The following is a 20,525-nucleotide window of genomic DNA, read 5'->3' as shown; positions in this document are numbered from 1 at the left end:
GGAATATATCTTTACAGTGTAAATAAGTTAATAATTTTTTCATTTTCATATAGTGTTCTCGTAAAAGAGTCCAGTCCAAAAGATTGGACTCTTTTTAGTTGATGCACTTCTTATATTTTGAACAGCTTACGTCACAACTTCTGCATAAGCTTTCAGCGTCTTATAAACTTGGCTTTTTAATTAAGGTAATTTTCAACAATTAATTTACTTCAGTTGATATAAAGTCGTTTCTATTACACCCTTACCTTCGCCTAAATAAGTTGCAGTTAATAGCTTTTCCGCTTTTATCTTAAGATTAAATGGTGCTGCTAAAACATTAACACCACTTTGCTTTTTAAGTCGTATTCCCTGACCTGAAATAATATCTTTATTGGGCACAAAGTTTCCAACAGGTACATGCTCTGTTACAACTACATATGTAAAGGCAATTAGTTTATGAAGTATCTTCATTACCTCATCATTTGATAAGTGCTGTAATACCTGCCTTATAATAGCACAATCCCCTAAGGGCAAATGGTCCTTGGCAATGTCCAAACAATAAAATTCTAAATTTTCTTGAGTGAATATTTTCTTATTACGCGCTATAAGTTCTGGCACTATATCTACCCCAATATAGTGTTTGGAAAATTTCACTAAATCTTTGCCTATATTAAAATCTCCACATCCTAAGTCGCAAATGACCAAAGGATGATCAAAAGCTGATAAAAATAAAATCAATGCCTCAAGGTAAGGACCTATAATTTCAGGATGATGTGAGCCAACTCCAGAATAAAAATCTATCTTTTCTCCTCCCCAAAGATGCTTTTGATACACTTGTATCATGGCATCCTTTGTAGGCCATGGCCGCTTTGCTAAGCTCGGTTTTTGTTCGTTATCTTCCATCTAAAAAATGGTCCGTAAATCATACTATTGGGATGATAGTTTATCAGAATTCAAAAAAATTCTCGGTATTGCATCACCCTAAAATCTACCGTGTTAAAATCGGGATTCTCGGTCTTTAATTTTTTGTACAGATCTAAACTACCTACTGCTCTATTCGCCGCTCCCGAAGGTGCCGTTAATGAAACCGTTCTAAATTGTTTCCTTGTTTTGGGATGTGTAAATGCATGAATTCTAGGCACTATATTGGAAACTACTTTTAAGGCAACATTATTTGCCTTTAAATGTTTTCTGAAAAAATATTCTGGACCATTTTTACTATTTCCTCCCGTAAACAAAAGCGTGTGTACATTAGGGTACTCTTCTAAATATCCAAGGATATTTCTTAATGTAATGTTTTGCATCCCCAAATCAGACGCATCCACTTTATGGCGTTCCGCACTTGCAACAATATCGCAAACCCCAATTTTATGCTGAACTAAGAAGTTTTTCCGTTGCTGCGCCGCAAATTCAGTAGTTTCATATTTTAATCCTAAATCAAAAATTTTATCTAAAATGGGCCAAAGCTGTCCATTTTTACTTCCGTAACAGAAATCTACATCTTCCGGTTTTAAATCGCCCGTAGTAAATCTTGGTGGCGGTAATGTCCCTACAATAAGCTTTGTAGCCTCAGGAAATAAAAATGGTTGGTAAGGGTGCTTATGCTGAAACACAAAAATGTACTTTTATTAAAATATCTAAATCGAATTTTGCTCAAAATTAAACTCGAATTTACTAACTTTAAAATAATAGTGAATAACCTCGAGGCATTTTAAACCTTGTTTATCGAGCAAAGTGGAACTTTTTTAGATTTCACAATAAATAAAAAAAACTACAACGGAATGGGGAAGGGAGATAAGAAGTCGAAGAAAGGAAAAATAGCCAATAACTCTTACGGTGCAAGAAGGCCTAGAAAAATTAAAAGAAGGCCCACGGTTGAAGAAAAAATAAAAACCGTTAAAAAAAAGTGATTTAGTATGCTATCTTAAAAGCAAGGTCTATTTGCTGCTCTTCATCAAAACTGAGCTCATAGGTGTAGAAACCTATAGGTAGTGAATCTACCAAAACCTCTGAAGGAACATATCTATAGGTGATAGAGTCGGTTGTTACGGTCAACTCCGTGTCGGCAAATGCTCGTTGAAACTCAATAAATTCAGAAAATTCTCCAGCGGGTATGTTTTCATAAATAGTATCATTCTCCACAACCAAAACCTCATTAAAAAGTGTTTCCGTATTATTTTTAATACGAATATTTACGGCATTTACATCATCATCCCTATCTGTACAGGCGTAAGCTAGACCGACCACCATTAGCAATAAAAATATAAACTTTCTCATAGCACCATTATAATTTAGGTATACTAAAAGAACGGTGTTCCTAAAAGTTTATTTTATCTAATAAAGACTGGTTCGCTCTCTTTTAGGGTATGCTCTTTGCTAAACTGATATTCATCTCTGTTGAAGCCTTGTATATCCTCCAAAGTTTTAGCATCGGTATCTAAAATATAACGCACCATAGCGCCCCGTGCTTTTTTTGCATAAAAGCTTATTACTTTTAACTTATCGTTCTTCCAATCTTTAAATATAGGAGTAATAACAGGCACTTTCAGTGCCTTGGTATCTACAGCTCCAAAGTATTCGTTACTGGCAAGATTTACAAATAACTCTTCTTCCTTTAATTCCTTGTTTAAATGGGCAGTTATGGTTTGTCTCCAGAATTCATAAAGATTTTTATTTCTCCCAACTTTTAAGGAAGTTCCCATTTCTAAACGATAAGGTTGCATTAAATCTAATGGTTTTAAAATACCATATAGTCCAGATAAGATACGTAAGGTATCTTGTAATTTATCAAGCTTTTCTTCTGGAATGGAGTATGCATCCAAACCATTATAGACATCTCCGTTAAACGCATAAACCGCGGGTCTTGCATTTGTTGCAGTAAACGGCAAAGTAAATTTTTGGTTACGTTCCCAGTTCAATTGCGCTAAATTATCCGAAATAGACATTAATTCAGAAAGGGCTTTTGGTTTCTTTTTCACCAAAACCTTGTTTAACTTTTCAGACTCGGCAAGAAAATTAGGCTGCGTAAATTTCGTTGTGGGCAGCTCGCTTTCATAGTCCAAGGATTTTGCTGGGGATATTACAATCTTCATAATATACTTTAATTTGAATATAAAAATAGGATAGATTTGGGTTACTACCTATTGGTAGTTAAAAAGAGTTTCAATAACTCTATTGAAGAAAACTATGCTACATACTATTTTGAGTGTAGCCACGCCATTTTTGAACACATTGGGCCATATCCTCGGGTAATTCAGAATCAAATTGCATCTGCTCTCCGGTAACCGGATGCACAAAACCTAAGGTTTTAGCATGAAGTGCCTGTCTGGGAAGAACTTTAAAAGCGTTTTCAACAAACTGTTTGTATTTGGTAAATGTAGTTCCCTTTAAGATTTTTTCTCCACCGTAGCGCTCATCGTTGAATAAAGTATGCCCAATATATTTCATGTGGACCCTTATCTGGTGGGTTCTACCGGTCTCTAACCTACAAGATACGAGCGTTACATAACCCAAACGCTCCAGTACTTTGAAATGAGTTACCGCTTCTTTTCCTTCTTCTCCTTCAGGAAAAACATGCATTTGTAATCTGTTTTTAGGATTTCGTCCTACATGGCCTTCTATAGTACCCTGATCTTCGTTAACGTTGCCCCACACCAAAGCTACATACTCGCGCTCAGAGGTTTTATTAAAAAACTGTTTGGACAAGTGCGTCATTGCCGCCTCTGTTTTTGCAATGACCAATAGTCCGGACGTATCTTTATCTATTCTATGAACTAAACCAGGGCGCTCACTGCTATTGGCAGGTAAATTATCCACGTGATAAATCAAAGCATTTATGAGAGTGCCAGAATAATTGCCATGACCAGGGTGCACCACCATACCAGCGGGTTTGTTCACCACTAATAGCACATCGTCTTCATAAACGATATCTAGAGGAATATCCTCTGCGACTAACAAAAACTCGTGTGGAGGATGCTCAAACAACACCTTGACCTCATCACCTGCCTTTACCTTATAATTAGATTTAACTATGGAACCATTGACCCAAACATGACCATCTTTTGCGGCCTGTTGAATTTTATTTCTGGTGGCGTTTTCAATAAAATTCATAAGAAACTTATCTACACGCAAGGGCTCCTGCCCTTTAGAAGCTATGATGCTATGATGCTCAAATAATTCGTCATCATCCAATTCTTGGGTTGAAGTAGACGCCATATTACTCTGAATCTGCCTTTATGATGGCACTGTTCGGGATGGTACCATTACCACATACCAATTCAATTTTGGAAGTTTTTGGTAATTTATCTCCAGGTTTTATATCCTTACCTTTAAATTTTATGTAGTACACCATATCCTTCCCCAATTGGTCTATATAGGTAACACGCTGAACATCTAATCCGACGGCTTTGAGCATTGAGGAGGCATTTCTCTTAGTAACCTGTATAATTTTAGGTACCGTTACTTTTTTATATCCGGACGGATTTACCGTAAAATAAATTTTCCGATTCGTTTTAACCTTTGTCCCAGCCGAAGGGTTTTGCTCAATAATAGAAAAACGAGGATAATCAGGATTATAGTTTGCGGAATCTAAAACTTCATAACGCAATCCTGCATCCTCAACTGATTTTCGCATTTCCATAACGGAAAGTTTTGCAAAATCAGGAACTTCCACAAACTCTCCATGATTAGTGGTACTGCCTAGCCAACGTAATACCAGAAAAACTAAAATTACAAGTACCAAAATAGACAGTCCTAACTGAATCAAAAAAGTCTTGCTTTTTAAAAAATTTAAAAAATTCTTCATGAAGTTCTTTTAATGCCACAAATATAACAAATGCCCTTTTATCAATAGTCTTCTATTTTAATTGTTACCATCTAAATAGTTTTATTGCAGTAGGTAAGTCTAATGGCACTTTTTTCTTTAATCGGAAAAGTACATCTTTGTTAAATTAACGGCTTACACCTTAATTATGAGAAAAACTATAGGTATCATCATGGGCGGCTACTCTAACGAGTTTAAAATTTCTTTGAAGAGTGGAAATGTTGTTTATGATTATTTGGACAAGTCGAAATTTGACCTATATAGGATTCATATCTTAAAAGAAAAGTGGGTATATGTGGACGATGACAATAAGGAATATCCTTTAAACAGGCATGATTTTTCAGTAACGATTAATAATACAGTGATTACTTTTGACTGTGTTTTCAACGCCATACACGGTACCCCAGGAGAAGACGGTCTTATGCAGGCTTATTTTGAACTTATAGGAATGCCACAAACTTCTTGCGGTTTTTACCAAGCTGCACTTACCTTCAATAAAAGAGATTTACTAAGTGTTCTAAAACCATATGGCATAAAATGCGCACCTTCATATTATCTGAATAAAGGTGATGAAATAAATGCAGACGATATCATTAAAAAGGTAAACTTACCTTGTTTTGTGAAGGCAAATAAATCCGGTAGTAGTTATGGTATTTCTAAGGTCTACAGGAAAGAAGAACTAGCGAAGGCAATTAGCATTGCGTATCAGGAAGATGACGAAATTATTATAGAGAGCTTTTTATCTGGAACAGAGGTTTCTGTTGGAGTAATAAAATATCAAGGAAAGACCAAAGTATTACCGATTACAGAAATTGTTACCGAAAATGATTTCTTTGACTATGAGGCTAAGTACGAAGGAAAATCTACCGAAATAACTCCAGCGCGAATTTCTAAGGAACAGGAAAAAAATGTAATCCAAAGCGCGCGGACCATATATGATGTATTAAAAATGACCGGTTTTACAAGAAGCGAATTTATCTTCATCGGTAATGAACCTTTTCTGTTAGAAATGAACACCACGCCTGGCCTAACTACAGAAAGTATATTACCGCAGCAAGCAAAGGAAGCAGGAATAGACCTTCCTATGCTTTTTGAAAATGCCATAAACGAGGTTTTGTCCTAAAATAACTACCTTTAAATTATGAGACGCGCTATTTTTCCGGGTTCTTTTGACCCTTTAACCTTAGGTCATCATGATATTATCATGAGAGGAATACCCTTATTTGATGAATTAATCATTGCCATTGGGAAAAACGCCGATAAAAAGTATATGTTCTCCCTAGAGGAACGCATGCATTTTATAGTGGAAGCTTTTAAAGATCAACCTAATGTAAAAGTGTTGACTTACGAAGGGCTTACGGTAGATTTCTGTCAAAAAGTTAAAGCAAATTATATTCTTAGAGGATTACGCAATCCGGGTGATTTTGAATTTGAAAAAGCAATAGCACATACCAACAGAAAGTTATCAGAAATAGAAACTGTCTTCCTCTTAACTTCTTCAGGAAAATCTTACATAAGCTCCTCCATTGTGAGAGATGTGATAAGAAATGGCGGGGATTATACTGGTTTAGTCCCGAATTCTGTAAGAACAGAAGCTTAGTTTTCTTCGCTTAACCACATATATACACTTATCAACAACACTTTATTTATAATTTACAACAATTCTTATACAAAAAAGGGAATATTCATATAAATTAGTAAGAAAATTCTTCATTAATATGATTAGTACCAAAACAAACCTTTCTTTTTCCGCTGACTGGATTCAACAAATCCCGACCGCCATTGCCCTTATCGATAACAATTATAATTTGGTCAGTGCATCGCCTAATTGGTTTAAAAAATTTGATTTCCAAGAAAATGATTTAACCGGACGTCATCTATTTGACCTCTTTCCTAGATTTTCAAAAGATTGGGATACAAAATTAAAATATTGCATTGATGGCTTAAAGGATATCAAGATTATTGATAATCAATCTAACTCAAAGAGCTCCGAAAATAACCTTGTTTGGGATTTGAATCCGTGGAAAGATGGTTATGGCAATATAATCGGTGTTATTCTTAAAGTAGATAATATATCTAAAAGTAGAAAATTAGAGTTAGAATTAAAACGCACTAAATTAATTCTAAATCAGAAAGGGAAAATTGCCAAGATAGGTAGCTGGGAATATTTAATAAACGAAGAGCAATTACAGTGGTCTCCAATTGTCCATTCTATTTACGGAGTAAGTAATGATTTTAAACCCAGTTTAGACGGTGCGCTGGCCTTTTACAAGGAAGGTACTTCTAGAGATACTATAAAACAGAAAGTAAAGGAAGCCATTATCACCGGTAAACCTTGGAACGAAAACCTGCAATTAATGCGAGGAGATGGGAGTACCATTTGGGTAAACTCAATCGGGAGACCAAAATATAAAGATGGTATTTGTGTCCGTGTAATAGGGACGGTACAAGATATTACTGCAACCTATGAGCAGTCGTTGAACAGATTGGAAAGGCATCAGAATACCTTTTTTGATCAAGTAGCTTTTGGATTAATCTTAAGTGATTTTAATACAGGTAAAATTATTGCTGCAAATGAAGCTTTTGCAAAACTTGCGGGTTACGAAACGGACTATTTCAAAGGAAAGACTTTTAAAGGTTTTATAAGTGAATCTTTAAAGAAGAGCAGTATTAACTTAGCAAAGCAGCTAAAGAAAAAGGGCGCGTTTACACCGGTAGAAACAGTTTTTTACAATAAGGATGGAAAAAAATTAACATTACGCCTATCCGGAAAAAGAATTGAAACTTTCTCTGGAGGTTTTAATGTACTTACTACAATAGAGAACCTTACACCCGTTATAGAAAAAGAAAAAAGAATCAAAAAACTTTTGAAAGATGCCACGCAAAAAAATGAGCGTCTACTCAATTTTGCACATATGGTATCCCATAATTTAAAAGCGCATACTACTAATTTTTCCCTTCTTCTAAACTTTTTGGATAAGGAAGTTGGCGAAAGTGAGCGTAAGAAATTAATGGAAATGCTTTTCAATGCCTCAGATAATTTATCCGAAACAATTAAAGGACTAAGGGAAGTTGTTGCCATAAAGACTAATGCAAACAAGGAGAAAAAAGATATTTCATTGAATGAGCACCTGTTTCATGTAGAGCAAAATTTAATGGGACTTTTAAAACAAAATAACGGAAAGATTATTAATGAAATTCCAGATAGTGTTAAAGTAAAAGCTTTACCCGCGTATTTAGATAGTATTCTTACAAATTGTTTGACCAATGCCATAAAATACAGTAAGCCAGATAAAGCTCCTATCATTATCCTTAGCGTTCAAAAAACTAAAGCGTATACCACATTAAGTATAGAGGATAACGGTATGGGAATAGATATGGAAAAATTTGGCGATAAGCTTTTTGGCTTATACCAAACATTCCACAAAGAAAATAATGGTAATGGTATTGGACTATACATTACCAAACAGCAAATTGAATCTATGAATGGTAAAATCGATGCTTTGAGTACCTCAGGGCAAGGTACTACCTTTAGAATATCATTTAGTAATTCATAACTTTTATACAACAACAATACTACATTTCACAACAAACATTTAAAATGGCAGTACTATAAATGTATAATTGTAAGAAAATACATCGAATGAATAGAGGTTCCAAGACTTTATCTACATCTTATCTGGTTAAGCAGCTGCCTAGTGCTACTGTCTTTATAGATAAGACATTCAGTATTGTTCACGCTTCAGACAAATGGATAGGAATCTTTAGTCAAAATGAAGTGGATATTTTCGGGAAAAACCTTTTTGTTGTACTTCCAGAACTAAGCACAAAGTGGAAAAAAGTTTTAGAAAATTGTTTTGATGGAAAATCTGGCCCAATGGGTGTTGAAAAAGTGACGGAAACTGGGGTTGAAAAATGGTTTGAGTGGTCTACCTCTTCATGGTATGATGATAAAGAAAATATTATTGGTGCTATCATCCAGTCTAACGACATAACGGATACTATTAGTAGTGAACTTAAACTTGATAAAGTAGAATCGCTCCTAAAACATCAATCGGAAATATCCCAAATCGGTAGTTGGGAATATAATATTATTGAAAATACCGTTGAATGGTGCGCTATGACAAAGACCATTCACGAGGTTGAAACAAATTACAAACCTAACATTGAGACGAGTATAAATTTCTATAAAGAGGGGCACAGCAGAAATGCGATTTCGATGGCCATTTTTGAAGCAATGGAAAAAGGCACGCCGTGGAACCTGAAGCTACAGATTATTACCGCCAAAGGTACCGAGAAATGGGTCAGAGCTGCAGGAAAAGCTATTTACAGGAAACGTAAATTGGTAAGTTTAATGGGAACTTTTCAAGATATTGATGAACAAGTGATTTCAAACTTAGAAACTAAAAATAATGAAAAGCTTCTAAAAACGTTAATAGACAACCTTCCGTTAAATGTATACATAAAGGACACAGAATCCAGAAAGATTCTAGCGAACAAAGCAGAATGTGATTACCTTGGTGTTAAAGATCCAAAAGAAATCCTAGGCAAAAGCGATTTTGACCTGTATCCTGAAAGGAGCGCTACGTTATCAAGGGAAGAAGATTTAAGGGTATTACAAACATTAAAGCCTATTATTAGTAAAGAAACGGTAAATATTAGAAAAGATGGCACAGAGACTGCTTTCTTAAGTTCAAAGATACCTCTGATCGATCATACTGGAAATTCTTATGGATTGGTAGGAATTAGTTTAGATATTACGGATCTTAAACAAAAAGAAAAAGAACTAAGAAACCTTATCAATGTAACGTCGCAACAAAACAAAAAACTGATCAACTTTGCTCATATAGTCTCTCATAACTTAAGATCGCACTCCGCTAATTTTTCAATGCTTTTAAACTTCTTAGTCGAAGAAACTAATGAGGAAGAAAAAGAAGGTATAATTAAAATGCTGATGAATGCTTCTGGAAACCTACTGGAAACCTTGGACAATCTTAACGAGGTGGTAGCCATTAGTTCTAATGTAAATATAACAAAACAACCGACCAAGCTTTTTAATACCGTTACCAAAGTAAAACAAAATTTATCTGGGTTTTTATTGAACAACAAAGCGCAGATAATTACGAAAATACCCAAGAACTTTAAGGTAAATGTGGTACCATCATATTTAGAGAGTATTCTTCTAAATTTCATAACCAACGGAGTAAAATACAAGCATCCTCAGCGCGACCCACAACTAACATTAAGTGTTAGTAAGCTAGATAAACAAGTTTTATTGAGTATAGAGGATAATGGTTTGGGGATAGATTTAAAAAAATATGGGAATAAGTTGTTTGGCATGTACAAAACCTTTCATAGTCATGAGGATGCCCGTGGAATAGGTTTGTATATTACCAAGAACCAGGTTGAAGCTATGGGCGGAAAAATTACGGTAGAAAGCGAAGTTGGTCAGGGTACAAAATTTAATATATTTTTTAATGACAAAAATTAAGTACATAGGCATAGTGGACGATGATCCGATAACTGTTTTCGGAATCCGGAAAATGTTAAATGCTGCTGTGGATTGTGAACAGATAGATACCTACAAGAACGGTAAAATAGCGTTTGATGATATATGTGAAAAATTAAAGCACAATCAAAGCCTACCTGACATCATTTTTCTGGACATCAATATGCCGATAATGGATGGATGGCAGTTTCTGGAGGCTTTTCTAAACTTACCAATCACCCATAAAGTACGAGTAAACATTGTTACCTCTTCTATAGATCCTTATGATGTTCAAAAGTGGGAATCTTTTAAGAACAGGACCCATCATCTTATAACGTTCAATAATAAACCTATACGAGCTAACGAAATTGCCCAAATAACTAAGGTTGCCTAATTACATCGGTCTGTATTTTTAATTATTTTTACATTTCATGATTTTGAGTTCCTCTCAAAAAAAGCTGTAAAAAATGAAGCAGGTAATCGTTCTTTTTTCTTTTCTACTGATTTTCTATTCTTGCGAAAAAAAACCTGAAGAGATAGCACTTGATTTTCCCACTGCTTTCGAAACTTCTAACGGTACGGAAACGGGCACCTATGAAGAAGTCCTGGAGTTTTACATGGCCCTAGCAAAGGAATTTCCAGAAATAAATATGCAGACCATCGGAGAAACGGATAGTGGAGAACCTTTACATATTGTAACCTACAATGAAGAAGGGAGTTTTAATTTTAATAAAATCGGTGAAGAAAATGCTATTGTTCTAATTAACAATGGAATTCATCCGGGAGAAAGCGATGGTATAGATGCAACAATGATGTTGTTCAGAGATTTGGCCAGTGGAAAAATTAAACCGCTAGAAAAAACGGTTGTGGTAAGTATCCCCATATATAACGTTGGTGGCGCCTTAAACAGAAATTCCTATAGTAGGGCAAATCAAAATGGCCCAAAATCCTATGGGTTTAGAGGAAACTCCAGAAATTTTGATTTAAACAGGGACTTTATTAAAAGCGACACAAAAAACGCTAGGACTTTCGCCCAAATTTTTCATTTGGTCAAACCCGATGTTTTTATCGATAATCATGTAAGCAATGGTGCAGATTACCAATATACGCTTACTCATCTTTTTACACAGCACAATAAACTAGGCGGAGAACTTGGAGCATATTTAAATAAATCATTAATGCCGGCCTTACAAGATTCTTTAACAACTTCGGGTTGGGACATAACACCGTATGTTAACGTATTTAACAAGCCACCAGAGACGGGATTTCAACAATTTATGGACCATCCAAGATATTCTACAGGTTATACTACCTTATGGAATACCTTAGGTATGATGGTAGAAACCCATATGCTAAAGCCCTATAAAAAAAGGGTAGACGGTACCTATGAACTGATGAGAAAAATGCTAGCTATTGCCGAAAATGATGGTGAAAAAATTAAAAAGTTAAGAGATGAAGCGGAACAACGACATTTAGACTGGGAGTATTACCCTGTTCAATGGCAAGTAGATACAACTAAAAATTCTATTCTGAATTTTAAAGGTTTTGAGGCGGATACCATTATAAGTGCGGTGACAGGGTTTCCTAGATTAAAATTCGATAGAGCAGCTCCTTTTACAAAAGAAGTGAACTATCAGGATTATTTTATTCCCTCGGATTCCGTAAAAATACCTGAAGCATATATTATCCCAAAGCAATGGAAGAAGGTAACAGATTTACTAGATATCAACAATATCGAATATACTATTTTTGAAAACGACACCACATTAAAAGTAGAGACTTATAGGGTTTTAGATTATAAAACCGCGCAGAACCCCTATGAGGGACACTACCTACATTTCAATACTAAAGTCGGTTCAGAACTTCGTGAAGTGCAGTTTAGAAAAGATGATATTTGGGTACCTACGAATCAGCAAGGTTTTAGATACATCCTAGAAACCTTAGAACCTACCGCACCGGATTCATTTTTTAATTGGAATTTTTTCGATACGATCCTCCAACAAAAAGAAGGTTTTTCACCTTACGTATTTGAGGATAGTGCCCTAGAAATCTTACAAAAGGACAGTATAATCAATCGTGAGTTTCAATTAAAGAAAGTGCAAAAATTAGAATTTTCAGAAAATTGGTATGCCCAATTAGAATGGCTTTTTGAAAAGTCTAAACATTATGAAGAGGCCCATATGCAATACCCTGTGTATCGTTTTCCCAAGAACTAGTGCTTATACAGCTAGGTCTAATCCCCTTCAAATAAAATTTTGATATTGTTATAGGAATTCTGCAATGCCTTCTGAATTTTATTGGGACCTTTCCATTTTACTTTAACAATTCCTTCCTTTTTTTCTGGTTTAAGCTTACCGGTATAGTCTGTCTTCATGGCGTACCAATGTACCTGTTTTAAGGTTGGTTTACCAGAATTGTTAAAAACATGGTATGTGGTACGTAAAAAATTCTCTATCCGAAGCCCTTCAACACCGGTTTCCTCCATTACCTCTCTTACGGCACAAGCTTCAATAGACTCCCCTTTATCCAATTTACCTTTGGGCAAGTCCCACTTATCATTCCGATAAATAAAAAGCACTTTTCCCTTTTGGTTGGTTACTACACCACCGGCAGCAACGATCATAGGTATTTCTTGGGTAAATTTCTTTAGAATTTCCTCATGGTTAGGGTGATATATGTAAGCTATAGCAAGTTTTTTCTTTTTCAACGCTTTGATCGCTGCCAGTATAGACTCTTGATTTAATAGAAAATACTCGCCGTCGGATGTTTCAGAGAGTTTATTTGTCAATATCAAGGGCAATTCATTAACAAAAACTTTATACATTTGCGTCATGGTTTTAGACAAGAACACGGCTAAAAAAACAGCGGAACTCCTGCTGCAAATTAATGCAATAAAATTGAATCCCGAAAATCCTTTTTCTTGGGCATCAGGCTGGAAATCTCCTATATATTGCGACAATAGAATTTTATTATCTTATCCTACTATAAGAAAGTATATCAGCGAAGAAATTGCAAAGCAAGTAGAAACACTTTATGGTAAGCCAGATGTAATAGCAGGCGTGGCCACGGGAGCTATTGGAATGGGAGTTTTAGTGGCAGACGTATTAGGTCTACCGTTTATTTATGTTAGACCAGAACCCAAGTCCCATGGAAGAAAAAATCAGATTGAGGGACAGTTGGAGGCAAACCAGACCGTAGTCGTAATCGAGGACTTAATTAGCACGGGCAAAAGCAGTTTAAACGCGGTAGCGGCCTTAAAAGAACAGAATGCTAAGGTCAAGGGCATGCTGGCCATCTTTACCTATGGTTTTGATGTTGCGGTGAAGAATTTTAGTGATAAAGATATTGAACTTCATACACTAAGCAGCTATGAATATCTTATAGAACAAGCCTCGGAAACAGGTTACATAAAAGAAGAACAACTACATACATTAATAGATTGGCGTGTAGCGCCATCAGAATGGTTACAATAAAATATGTTTATAGAAACACCTAAAGCGGCCGTAAATAAAAGTCAAATAGCAACTTTTAAATTTTTGAGCGATTTGTCAAATTTTGAACAATTAATGCCAGAGAACATAGATAAATTCGAAGTTCTAAATGAAAATAGATTTCTTTTTGCTTTAAAAGGAATGCCGGAAATTGTACTGGAGCGAAAAACAGAAACTCCTCATAATCAAATAGTATTGGGTGCCGCAAGTGAAAAATTACCTTTTACACTAACTGCAGATATTCTTGAAACGCAAAGCGAAGAAAGCGAAGTAGTTCTTAGCTTCAATGGTGAGTTTAATGCTATGATGGCCATGATGATAAAAAATCCCATCACCAATTTTATTAATACACTCGCCACAAATCTGGCTAAAATTTAGTATCGCAAACTTATTTCTTTAAGGGCAAACTCACGGACTCTATCACCTTCTAATCGTATCCTTAATTTACCTTCTTTGGTAACACCTAGAATGGTACCCGAAAATACCGTATCGTTCTCTAAAACAAATTGGGACAACATATCTTTTTTGAATAAAATGGGATGGTATTCATATAACAAGCTATTCCAATTATTAGAACTGATATTTGAAAGATACACCTCAAGATTGGTCAGAATAGTTTTCAAAAGGTTTTCTAAATCTATCTCTTTCCCTAATAGAGAATATAAGGAGGCAGCTTTAGGTTGATTTTCAAAAGTTATTTGATTCACATTTAAGCCAATACCAATAACCGAAGAAGTAATTCGGAATCCTGAAATACTATTTTCAATAAGAATACCGCAAATCTTAAAATTACCTGACAGAATGTCGTTAGGCCATTTCACCTTGACATCAGGTATTTTTAGAGCTATCAAGGTCTTATAAACCGCCAAGGAAACACAGATACTAATCAAGAACTGATCTTGAATCGCAAGATTATTTATTTTTTTTAAAACACTAAAAGTGAGGTTTTTACCTTGCTCAGACTCCCATAAACCGTTCATCTGCCCCCTACCCTTTGTTTGGTTTTCTGTAACGACTACCGTTAAATCCGCTAAGTTTTTCACCGATGCCAATTCCTTCAAATAAGTGTTTGTAGACTCCGTGGCACTAAGTTTGATTATTTGCATTTACAAGTGGTTTTAGCAATCTTTAATCTATTGTTAAAAACTACCCTTAAAAGAACAAAAAAACAATAACTTTGTAGAAACAAAAATTTTTGAATGCAGAAAAAGAAAGCTAGCGCTGATGAGTTAATCACTTTAATTTTACAAGGTATTGAAGAAGTAAAGGGGCAACATATAAATTTACTTGACCTAAGGGAAATTGAGAACACCGTCTGCGACTACTTTATCATTTGTAATGGTACTTCTAATACGCACGTAAACGCTATAGTAGGCTCTATCCAAAAAACAGTTAGTAAAGCTATTCAGGACAAACCTTGGCACGTAGAAGGCGAGGACAATGCGGAATGGATACTAATGGATTACGTCAACGTAGTTGTCCATGTCTTTCAAAAACAAATTCGCGAATTCTATGACATAGAAGGTCTATGGGGAGACGCCAAATTCACAACAATAGAAAGTAGCATTAATCAATAAGAAAGTTAAAATGGCTAAAGACAATAATACAAATCCTAAGAAACCAAAATTCAGTTCATGGTGGATATACGGATTAGTGGCAGTACTGCTAATAGGTTTTCAATTTTTTAATAGTGATAATCTGGCGAGTGCTGAAAAAACAACAACTTCAGAACTTCAAGAATACTTACGAAACGGTGATATAGAAAAGATATTGATTATCACCAATACCAATCAGGCAAAGGTGTTTCTTACAGATGAGGCTCTAGCTAAAGACGTACACAAGGGCGTAACGGAGAAACCCTTTCTACCTTCAACTACAAAAGTGCCGCAGTATACTTTAGATTATGGTGATCTTCAAATTTTTCAAAATGAAATTACCGAGATTAAAAAAGAGAACAACCTAGATACTATTGTTGAATTTGGCAAGGAGTCTACGGCAATTTTAGATTTTCTCCTATCGCTTTTGCCTTTTGTGCTTATTATTGGTATCTGGATATACTTAATGCGCAGAATGTCAGGCGGAGGCGGAGGCGGTGCCGGAGGTCAGATTTTCAATATTGGAAAATCAAAAGCTAAGCTTTTTGATGAAAAAACGGATACAAGAACCTCATTTAAAGATGTAGCCGGATTAGAGGGCGCAAAGGAAGAAGTTGAAGAAATTGTAGAATTCCTTAGAAATCCTGACAAGTATACTTCTTTAGGTGGTAAAATTCCTAAAGGAGCACTATTGGTAGGCCCTCCAGGTACAGGTAAGACTTTATTGGCTAAAGCCGTTGCAGGTGAAGCCAAAGTACCATTTTTCTCCCTATCAGGTTCTGATTTTGTAGAGATGTTCGTTGGTGTAGGTGCCTCTAGGGTCCGAGACCTTTTTAAACAAGCAAAAGACAAATCTCCCGCGATAATATTTATTGATGAAATCGATGCTATTGGGCGCGCAAGAGGAAAAAATAATTTCACAGGTTCTAACGATGAACGCGAAAACACCCTGAACCAGCTATTAACGGAAATGGATGGCTTTGGCACTAACACCAATGTTATTGTACTTGCTGCTACCAACAGGGCGGACGTATTGGATAAAGCGCTTATGAGGGCAGGTAGATTTGATAGGCAGATTTATGTAGACCTACCAGACATTAGAGAGCGTAAAGAAATCTTTGAGGTACACTTAAGACCTATTAAAACCTCGGAAACGTTAGATCTGGATTTCTTGGCCAGGCAAACACCAGGGTTTTCAGGTGCGGATATTGCCAATGTATGTAACGAAGCGGCTTTGATTGCCGCACGTAAAGAACAGAAAGCTGTAAACAAGCAAGATTTTCTAGACGCTGTGGATAGAATTGTAGGTGGTCTAGAAAAGAAAAATAAAATCATAACCCCAGGAGAAAAAGAAACAATTGCTTATCATGAGGCAGGGCACGCTACTACTAGTTGGATGTTAGAACATGCTGCACCCTTGGTGAAAGTTACCATAGTTCCAAGAGGTCAATCCTTGGGAGCTGCGTGGTATCTACCAGAAGAACGTCTTATCGTAAGACCGGAGCAAATGTTAGATGAAATGTGCGCTACAATGGGCGGTAGAGCGGCAGAAAAAGTTATTTTTAATAAAATCTCCACAGGCGCTTTAAGTGATCTCGAAAAAGTAACGAAGCAGGCGAGAGCTATGGTCACTATCTATGGCCTAAATGATAAAATAGGGAACTTAACGTATTATGACTCCTCTGGTCAGGACTCCTACGGCTTCTCAAAACCCTACAGTGAGCAGACCGCCAAGACTATTGATGAAGAAATTTCTAAGATAATAGAGGAACAATATCAGCGTGCTATTAAAGTACTTACAGATAATAAAGATAAACTTACGACCTTAGCAGAAAGATTGTTGGAGAAAGAGGTTATCTTTAAAGAAGATTTAGAAAAAATATTTGGAAAGCGAGCTTTCGAAAAGGATATGCTTCAAGAAGCGGAAGAGAAAAAAGCTAAAGAAGAATCCAAGGAAGCTTCCGAAGAAGATGAAAAGGTTATAAAAGAAAGTTAATACTAGTCTTTTACTTTTTAAACTAGAAAAAGAGCACGCTGTATTTTTAGATGGGATTATTAGACATATTATTTGGCGGTGGTAAAAAGAAGGTTTCAAAAGAAACCGCAGAAACCCGTGGCCAACATATGCCTGATTTAAATCTTCCCGTGGATGAAAAATTTACCATCCATTTCAAGAAGAACGGAGGAAAATTTATTTACTGTGTTTCGCAACAAGAAATATCTAGCGCTTTAAAATCTATCGTAGAAGAAAATAGTTGGGAAAAAGAACCATTCTTTGTGATGGATTCCAGACTTTCTGAAAAATTCCGCAAAGACAATATCTTGTTTACGGACAAAGCGAAAGAGAGCCAAGTATTTTTTACTACATGTGAACACCTAATCGCCCAGAACGGAAGTATCCTTGTATGCTCCAACCAACTTAAGGAAAGAAAAGTGAATGAGCTACCGAGCAATGTAATTGTATTTGCGACCACAAGCCAACTAGTAGAGTCTATCGGTGAAGGTTTAAAGACCATAAAAAGAAAATACGGCGCTAAAATACCTGCGAACATAACTACGCTAAAACATTTTAAGGCTACTGAAGAAAACGCTGATGATTTTCTTACTTACGGAAGCAGCACAAAGAATCTTTATCTCTTATTATTGGAAGATTTGTAATATGAAGGAAATTTTACGAAGGTCACTAACTGGGGGCGTGTATATAGTTTTATTACTTTCTGCCGTCTTCCTTAGTTCAGATGCGTTTGATTTCCTTTTTATGACATTCGGGTTAGCCTGTCTTTATGAATACAAACGTTTAGTCCAGCTTAAGGGATACTACCTGTTTGCTGCTTATTTATTGCTCTGGTGGGCTTATATTTATCTGGTACATGACCAATTATTGATTAATATTTTAATGGTAATCACCATTATTGTTGATATTGTACTACTCTTTTATCTTTTCTCGAATAAAAAAAGAATGTTCAACACCCTGCAAAAGTTCCTAATTGGGCTTTTTTATATTGGTGGAGGTTGTATTTTTTTAACTATGATTCCGTATAAGAACGATGCTTTTGCAAAGCTCCTTATCATGGGAATCTTTATACTAATTTGGGTGAACGACTCCTTTGCCTATTTGGTCGGTAAAAGTATAGGTAGAACAAAATTATTTCCCGCCGTTTCCCCTAAAAAAACTGTTGAAGGTACGCTTGGTGGTTTTATATTTGCCCTTGGTGCAGCGTATATTATGGGAACACAAGAACAAATCATAAGCCCTTTGCAATGGATGATATTGGCAACTGTTATCGTAATCTCCGGAAGCTTGGGAGATTTAATAGAATCAAAGTTCAAAAGAACGGCCGGAGTAAAAGATAGTGGTGCTATTTTACCCGGACATGGCGGTATGTTAGATAGATTAGATAGTCTAGTCTTCGCCGCTCCTTTTGCATACCTAACATTAAATATTTTTACATATGTTTCATAGAGAGGGTCAAAAAATTATATTGACTACCTTTTTCATAATTGGTATAGCAGTTATACTGTCGCATTTTTTTATAGACCTCCCTTGGCTAAAACTTACCATACAAATTACGGCCCTAGTTGTACTTGTATTAATTTTGCAATTCTTTAGGAATCCCAAAAGAATAGTTGTCAAGAATTTTGACGAAATTCTCTCCCCTGTGGACGGTAAAGTCGTTGTAATTGAAGAGGTTGAAGAAAATGAATATTTCAACGACAAACGCAAACAAGTGTCTATCTTTATGTCCCCTGTTAATGTTCATGTAACACGTTATCCGGCTAGTGGTAGCATTAAATACTCTAAATATCATCCCGGTAAATATTTAGTTGCATGGCATCCTAAATCCAGCGAGGAAAATGAGCGAACCACAGTGGTCATTAGAACACCTAAGTTTGGTGATATTCTTTTTAGACAAATTGCTGGTGCCATGGCTAGACGTATCGTAAACTACGCCGAAAAAGGAGAAAGTGTTCAGCAGGGTGATGACTCTGGTTTTATTAAATTTGGCTCAAGAGTAGATCTTTACCTACCACTGGACTGTGAAATAAATGTTCAGCTAAATCAAAAAGTAAAAGGAGCGAGTACGTGCATTGCTACATTTGTAGACCCCAATGAAAAAGAAGAAATTACATACTGATTTTAGGGACGCAATAGATTTTGTGAATAGCTATAAAACACCCATTCCTGCGGATGTCTTGTTAAAATTATATGCGTACTATAAAATTGCTCACGAAAATTTTGATAACCCTGGAAGTAAAACACCATTAATTAACGCTTTTAAAGCCAACGCATTAATCCAAGCTAAAAATATAGACCAGAAAGCTGCTATGAAATCCTATATTAAACTAGTAAATCAAGAATTACGTTAAGATAGTCTTGCCTATTCGAAGAGATTCTCCAGATCCGCATCACAGATCTCATTTAAGAGCTTAGCAAGCTTTTCACAAACATCGTTAAAGAAACGTTCTCCCTTATCCTTGGTAGCATATTCAGGATTACCTATCCCGGTATCTGCACTAACTTTTGACCATTGGCGCTCTGCCCATGCCCATCCTTCGTTAAAAGCTTTTATTTTAAACTTCTTAGCATCTCCACTACCCCATTCGTTCCGTGAAAGAATTAAATCTGGTCTTAAATAAAGCATTAGACTTGTTTCCATTTCGTCGGCGTGATCGCCTTCCTCTTTAAAGTAAATTGACTTATCAAACATTTGAGGGAAAAAACAGAAACTGATGAACATATTGGGAAATTCTAACCCTAACTCTCTTACCAAAGGTTTAAAATTGTTGCCGCCATGCCCATTGAAAATCAATAATTTATAAATTCCTTGAGCATTTAGTACTGTGATAAGGTCCCTAAGAATGGCTAATTGGGTACTCGGATTTAGATTCATATCTAAATAAATATCCTTTTGACCCGTATTTACACCATATGGAATAGTTGGAAGCACAATCACCTTTTTGCCCTTTTTCCAAGCAATTTTTGCAGACTCCTGGACTATTGCCTCAGCCTGAAAGTTATCTGTAGCATAGGGTAAATGATAATTGTGTGCCTCTGTAGCACCCCATGGTAAAATAGCAAGATCAAAACTTTCGTCTTTAAGATGCTTCCAATTCGTTTCCGCTAAAATATAGGGTCTGATCATAACAAT

General features: G+C 35.8%; 24 protein-coding genes. 15 read left to right on the top strand and 9 right to left on the bottom strand.

The window, feature by feature from the left end:
- Positions 1-204 precede the first annotated feature (204 nt).
- Both SJY09_RS01280 and SJY09_RS01275 read right to left on the bottom strand, forming a co-directional pair.
- Entirely contained in the window at positions 205-882 is a 678-nt protein-coding gene (locus SJY09_RS01280) for a class I SAM-dependent methyltransferase (RefSeq protein WP_396637171.1), read from the bottom strand.
- A gap of 50 nt (positions 883-932) precedes the next feature.
- The gene (locus tag SJY09_RS01275; protein ID WP_396637170.1) at positions 933-1,592 is read right to left on the bottom strand and encodes a uracil-DNA glycosylase family protein; all 660 of its coding nucleotides are present in this window, start codon (positions 1,590-1,592) and stop codon (positions 933-935) included.
- A gap of 168 nt (positions 1,593-1,760) precedes the next feature.
- Between SJY09_RS01275 and SJY09_RS01270 the strand changes: the two genes are divergently transcribed.
- A complete protein-coding gene (locus SJY09_RS01270) occupies positions 1,761-1,889 on the top strand; it encodes a 30S ribosomal protein THX (RefSeq protein ID WP_396638579.1) in 129 nt (42 codons plus the stop codon).
- Between the two features lies 1 nt (position 1,890).
- Here SJY09_RS01270 and SJY09_RS01265 read toward each other — a convergent pair whose 3' ends face one another.
- The 4 genes from SJY09_RS01265 to SJY09_RS01250 form a co-directional block, all read right to left on the bottom strand.
- Entirely contained in the window at positions 1,891-2,256 is a 366-nt protein-coding gene (locus SJY09_RS01265; RefSeq protein ID WP_396637169.1) for a hypothetical protein, read from the bottom strand.
- Between the two features lie 53 nt (positions 2,257-2,309).
- Entirely contained in the window at positions 2,310-3,071 is a 762-nt protein-coding gene (gene yaaA / locus SJY09_RS01260) for a peroxide stress protein YaaA (protein WP_396637168.1), read from the bottom strand.
- 97 nt (positions 3,072-3,168) lie between these two features.
- Complete coding sequence (locus tag SJY09_RS01255) at positions 3,169-4,194, bottom strand: RluA family pseudouridine synthase (protein WP_396637167.1); 1,026 nt, start codon at positions 4,192-4,194, stop codon at positions 3,169-3,171.
- A 1-nt stretch (position 4,195) separates the two neighbouring features.
- Positions 4,196-4,783 carry a PASTA domain-containing protein gene (locus SJY09_RS01250; protein ID WP_396637166.1) on the bottom strand — a complete coding sequence of 196 codons (588 nt, stop codon included), beginning with the start codon at positions 4,781-4,783 and terminating at the stop codon, positions 4,196-4,198.
- 166 nt (positions 4,784-4,949) lie between these two features.
- On the opposite strand from SJY09_RS01250, the gene SJY09_RS01245 reads away from it, so the two are divergent.
- The 6 genes from SJY09_RS01245 to SJY09_RS01220 all read left to right on the top strand — a co-directional run bounded on the left by SJY09_RS01245 (position 4,950) and on the right by SJY09_RS01220 (position 12,505).
- Positions 4,950-5,924, top strand: coding sequence for a D-alanine--D-alanine ligase (locus SJY09_RS01245; protein WP_396637165.1), 975 nt, complete (start codon positions 4,950-4,952; stop codon positions 5,922-5,924).
- Positions 5,925-5,942: 18 nt separating this feature from the next.
- Entirely contained in the window at positions 5,943-6,401 is a 459-nt protein-coding gene (coaD, locus tag SJY09_RS01240; RefSeq protein WP_396637164.1) for a pantetheine-phosphate adenylyltransferase, read from the top strand.
- A gap of 118 nt (positions 6,402-6,519) precedes the next feature.
- On the top strand, positions 6,520-8,358 hold the full coding sequence (locus SJY09_RS01235; protein WP_396637163.1) for a PAS domain S-box protein: 1,839 nt from the start codon (positions 6,520-6,522) through the stop codon (positions 8,356-8,358).
- Positions 8,359-8,444: 86 nt separating this feature from the next.
- Complete coding sequence (locus tag SJY09_RS01230; protein WP_396637162.1) at positions 8,445-10,292, top strand: PAS domain S-box protein; 1,848 nt, start codon at positions 8,445-8,447, stop codon at positions 10,290-10,292.
- Entirely contained in the window at positions 10,279-10,683 is a 405-nt protein-coding gene (locus SJY09_RS01225) for a response regulator transcription factor (protein ID WP_396637161.1), read from the top strand. The genes SJY09_RS01230 and SJY09_RS01225 overlap by 14 nt, the downstream gene beginning before the upstream one ends.
- Positions 10,684-10,756: 73 nt before the next feature.
- Positions 10,757-12,505, top strand: a complete 1,749-nt coding sequence (locus tag SJY09_RS01220; protein ID WP_396637160.1) for a M14 family metallopeptidase — start codon at positions 10,757-10,759, stop codon at positions 12,503-12,505.
- A gap of 17 nt (positions 12,506-12,522) precedes the next feature.
- Here the strand turns inward: SJY09_RS01220 and SJY09_RS01215 are convergent, their stop codons facing one another.
- Positions 12,523-13,113, bottom strand: coding sequence for an NUDIX hydrolase (locus tag SJY09_RS01215; RefSeq protein WP_396637159.1), 591 nt, complete (start codon positions 13,111-13,113; stop codon positions 12,523-12,525).
- Between the two features lie 7 nt (positions 13,114-13,120).
- Between SJY09_RS01215 and pyrE the strand changes: the two genes are divergently transcribed.
- The gene (gene pyrE / locus SJY09_RS01210) at positions 13,121-13,762 is read left to right on the top strand and encodes an orotate phosphoribosyltransferase (RefSeq protein WP_396637158.1); all 642 of its coding nucleotides are present in this window, start codon (positions 13,121-13,123) and stop codon (positions 13,760-13,762) included.
- A 3-nt stretch (positions 13,763-13,765) separates the two neighbouring features.
- Positions 13,766-14,158: an SRPBCC family protein gene (locus SJY09_RS01205; RefSeq protein ID WP_396637157.1), complete on the top strand. Its 393-nt coding sequence runs from the start codon at positions 13,766-13,768 to the stop codon at positions 14,156-14,158.
- Here the strand turns inward: SJY09_RS01205 and SJY09_RS01200 are convergent.
- A complete protein-coding gene (locus tag SJY09_RS01200) occupies positions 14,155-14,886 on the bottom strand; it encodes a biotin--[acetyl-CoA-carboxylase] ligase (protein WP_396637156.1) in 732 nt (243 codons plus the stop codon). The genes SJY09_RS01205 and SJY09_RS01200 overlap by 4 nt on opposite strands.
- Positions 14,887-14,979: 93 nt before the next feature.
- Here SJY09_RS01200 and rsfS point away from each other — a divergent pair, with 93 nt between their 5' ends.
- The 6 genes from rsfS to SJY09_RS01170 are packed head-to-tail and all read left to right on the top strand — an operon-like array spanning position 14,980 to position 19,743.
- Complete coding sequence (gene rsfS / locus SJY09_RS01195; RefSeq protein WP_396637155.1) at positions 14,980-15,357, top strand: ribosome silencing factor; 378 nt, start codon at positions 14,980-14,982, stop codon at positions 15,355-15,357.
- A 10-nt stretch (positions 15,358-15,367) separates the two neighbouring features.
- Positions 15,368-17,371: an ATP-dependent zinc metalloprotease FtsH gene (gene ftsH / locus SJY09_RS01190; RefSeq protein ID WP_396637154.1), complete on the top strand. Its 2,004-nt coding sequence runs from the start codon at positions 15,368-15,370 to the stop codon at positions 17,369-17,371.
- A gap of 50 nt (positions 17,372-17,421) precedes the next feature.
- Positions 17,422-18,033 carry an LUD domain-containing protein gene (locus tag SJY09_RS01185; protein ID WP_396637153.1) on the top strand — a complete coding sequence of 204 codons (612 nt, stop codon included), beginning with the start codon at positions 17,422-17,424 and terminating at the stop codon, positions 18,031-18,033.
- Position 18,034: 1 nt separating this feature from the next.
- Positions 18,035-18,838, top strand: a complete 804-nt coding sequence (locus SJY09_RS01180; RefSeq protein ID WP_396637152.1) for a phosphatidate cytidylyltransferase — start codon at positions 18,035-18,037, stop codon at positions 18,836-18,838.
- The gene (locus tag SJY09_RS01175; RefSeq protein ID WP_396637151.1) at positions 18,828-19,511 is read left to right on the top strand and encodes a phosphatidylserine decarboxylase family protein; all 684 of its coding nucleotides are present in this window, start codon (positions 18,828-18,830) and stop codon (positions 19,509-19,511) included. The genes SJY09_RS01180 and SJY09_RS01175 overlap by 11 nt, the downstream gene beginning before the upstream one ends.
- The gene (locus SJY09_RS01170) at positions 19,486-19,743 is read left to right on the top strand and encodes an acyl-CoA-binding protein (protein WP_396637150.1); all 258 of its coding nucleotides are present in this window, start codon (positions 19,486-19,488) and stop codon (positions 19,741-19,743) included. Before SJY09_RS01175 ends, SJY09_RS01170 begins: the two co-directional genes overlap by 26 nt.
- An 11-nt stretch (positions 19,744-19,754) precedes the next feature.
- Here the strand turns inward: SJY09_RS01170 and SJY09_RS01165 are convergent, their stop codons facing one another.
- The gene (locus tag SJY09_RS01165; RefSeq protein ID WP_396637149.1) at positions 19,755-20,519 is read right to left on the bottom strand and encodes a creatininase family protein; all 765 of its coding nucleotides are present in this window, start codon (positions 20,517-20,519) and stop codon (positions 19,755-19,757) included.
- Positions 20,520-20,525: the final 6 nt, after the last annotated feature.

Source organism: Maribacter sp. R77961 (genome assembly GCF_044594925.1).
In the GTDB taxonomy this organism is placed as follows: domain Bacteria; phylum Bacteroidota; class Bacteroidia; order Flavobacteriales; family Flavobacteriaceae; genus Maribacter.
Note: the sequence above shows the minus strand (reverse complement) of the source record. Positions and strands in the feature narration are given on the sequence as shown.

Coding starts and splice junctions, on each gene's coding strand:
- SJY09_RS01280 (WP_396637171.1), bottom strand. CDS start 882: ATGGAAGATAACGAACAAAAACCGAGCTTAGCAAAGCGGCCATGGCCT.
- SJY09_RS01270 (WP_396638579.1), top strand. CDS start 1,761: ATGGGGAAGGGAGATAAGAAGTCGAAGAAAGGAAAAATAGCCAATAAC.
- SJY09_RS01265 (WP_396637169.1), bottom strand. CDS start 2,256: ATGAGAAAGTTTATATTTTTATTGCTAATGGTGGTCGGTCTAGCTTAC.
- yaaA (WP_396637168.1), bottom strand. CDS start 3,071: ATGAAGATTGTAATATCCCCAGCAAAATCCTTGGACTATGAAAGCGAG.
- SJY09_RS01255 (WP_396637167.1), bottom strand. CDS start 4,194: ATGGCGTCTACTTCAACCCAAGAATTGGATGATGACGAATTATTTGAG.
- SJY09_RS01250 (WP_396637166.1), bottom strand. CDS start 4,783: ATGAAGAATTTTTTAAATTTTTTAAAAAGCAAGACTTTTTTGATTCAG.
- SJY09_RS01245 (WP_396637165.1), top strand. CDS start 4,950: ATGAGAAAAACTATAGGTATCATCATGGGCGGCTACTCTAACGAGTTT.
- coaD (WP_396637164.1), top strand. CDS start 5,943: ATGAGACGCGCTATTTTTCCGGGTTCTTTTGACCCTTTAACCTTAGGT.
- SJY09_RS01235 (WP_396637163.1), top strand. CDS start 6,520: ATGATTAGTACCAAAACAAACCTTTCTTTTTCCGCTGACTGGATTCAA.
- SJY09_RS01230 (WP_396637162.1), top strand. CDS start 8,445: ATGAATAGAGGTTCCAAGACTTTATCTACATCTTATCTGGTTAAGCAG.
- SJY09_RS01225 (WP_396637161.1), top strand. CDS start 10,279: ATGACAAAAATTAAGTACATAGGCATAGTGGACGATGATCCGATAACT.
- SJY09_RS01220 (WP_396637160.1), top strand. CDS start 10,757: ATGAAGCAGGTAATCGTTCTTTTTTCTTTTCTACTGATTTTCTATTCT.
- SJY09_RS01215 (WP_396637159.1), bottom strand. CDS start 13,113: ATGTATAAAGTTTTTGTTAATGAATTGCCCTTGATATTGACAAATAAA.
- pyrE (WP_396637158.1), top strand. CDS start 13,121: ATGGTTTTAGACAAGAACACGGCTAAAAAAACAGCGGAACTCCTGCTG.
- SJY09_RS01205 (WP_396637157.1), top strand. CDS start 13,766: ATGTTTATAGAAACACCTAAAGCGGCCGTAAATAAAAGTCAAATAGCA.
- SJY09_RS01200 (WP_396637156.1), bottom strand. CDS start 14,886: ATGCAAATAATCAAACTTAGTGCCACGGAGTCTACAAACACTTATTTG.
- rsfS (WP_396637155.1), top strand. CDS start 14,980: ATGCAGAAAAAGAAAGCTAGCGCTGATGAGTTAATCACTTTAATTTTA.
- ftsH (WP_396637154.1), top strand. CDS start 15,368: ATGGCTAAAGACAATAATACAAATCCTAAGAAACCAAAATTCAGTTCA.
- SJY09_RS01185 (WP_396637153.1), top strand. CDS start 17,422: ATGGGATTATTAGACATATTATTTGGCGGTGGTAAAAAGAAGGTTTCA.
- SJY09_RS01180 (WP_396637152.1), top strand. CDS start 18,035: ATGAAGGAAATTTTACGAAGGTCACTAACTGGGGGCGTGTATATAGTT.
- SJY09_RS01175 (WP_396637151.1), top strand. CDS start 18,828: ATGTTTCATAGAGAGGGTCAAAAAATTATATTGACTACCTTTTTCATA.
- SJY09_RS01170 (WP_396637150.1), top strand. CDS start 19,486: ATGAAAAAGAAGAAATTACATACTGATTTTAGGGACGCAATAGATTTT.
- SJY09_RS01165 (WP_396637149.1), bottom strand. CDS start 20,519: ATGATCAGACCCTATATTTTAGCGGAAACGAATTGGAAGCATCTTAAA.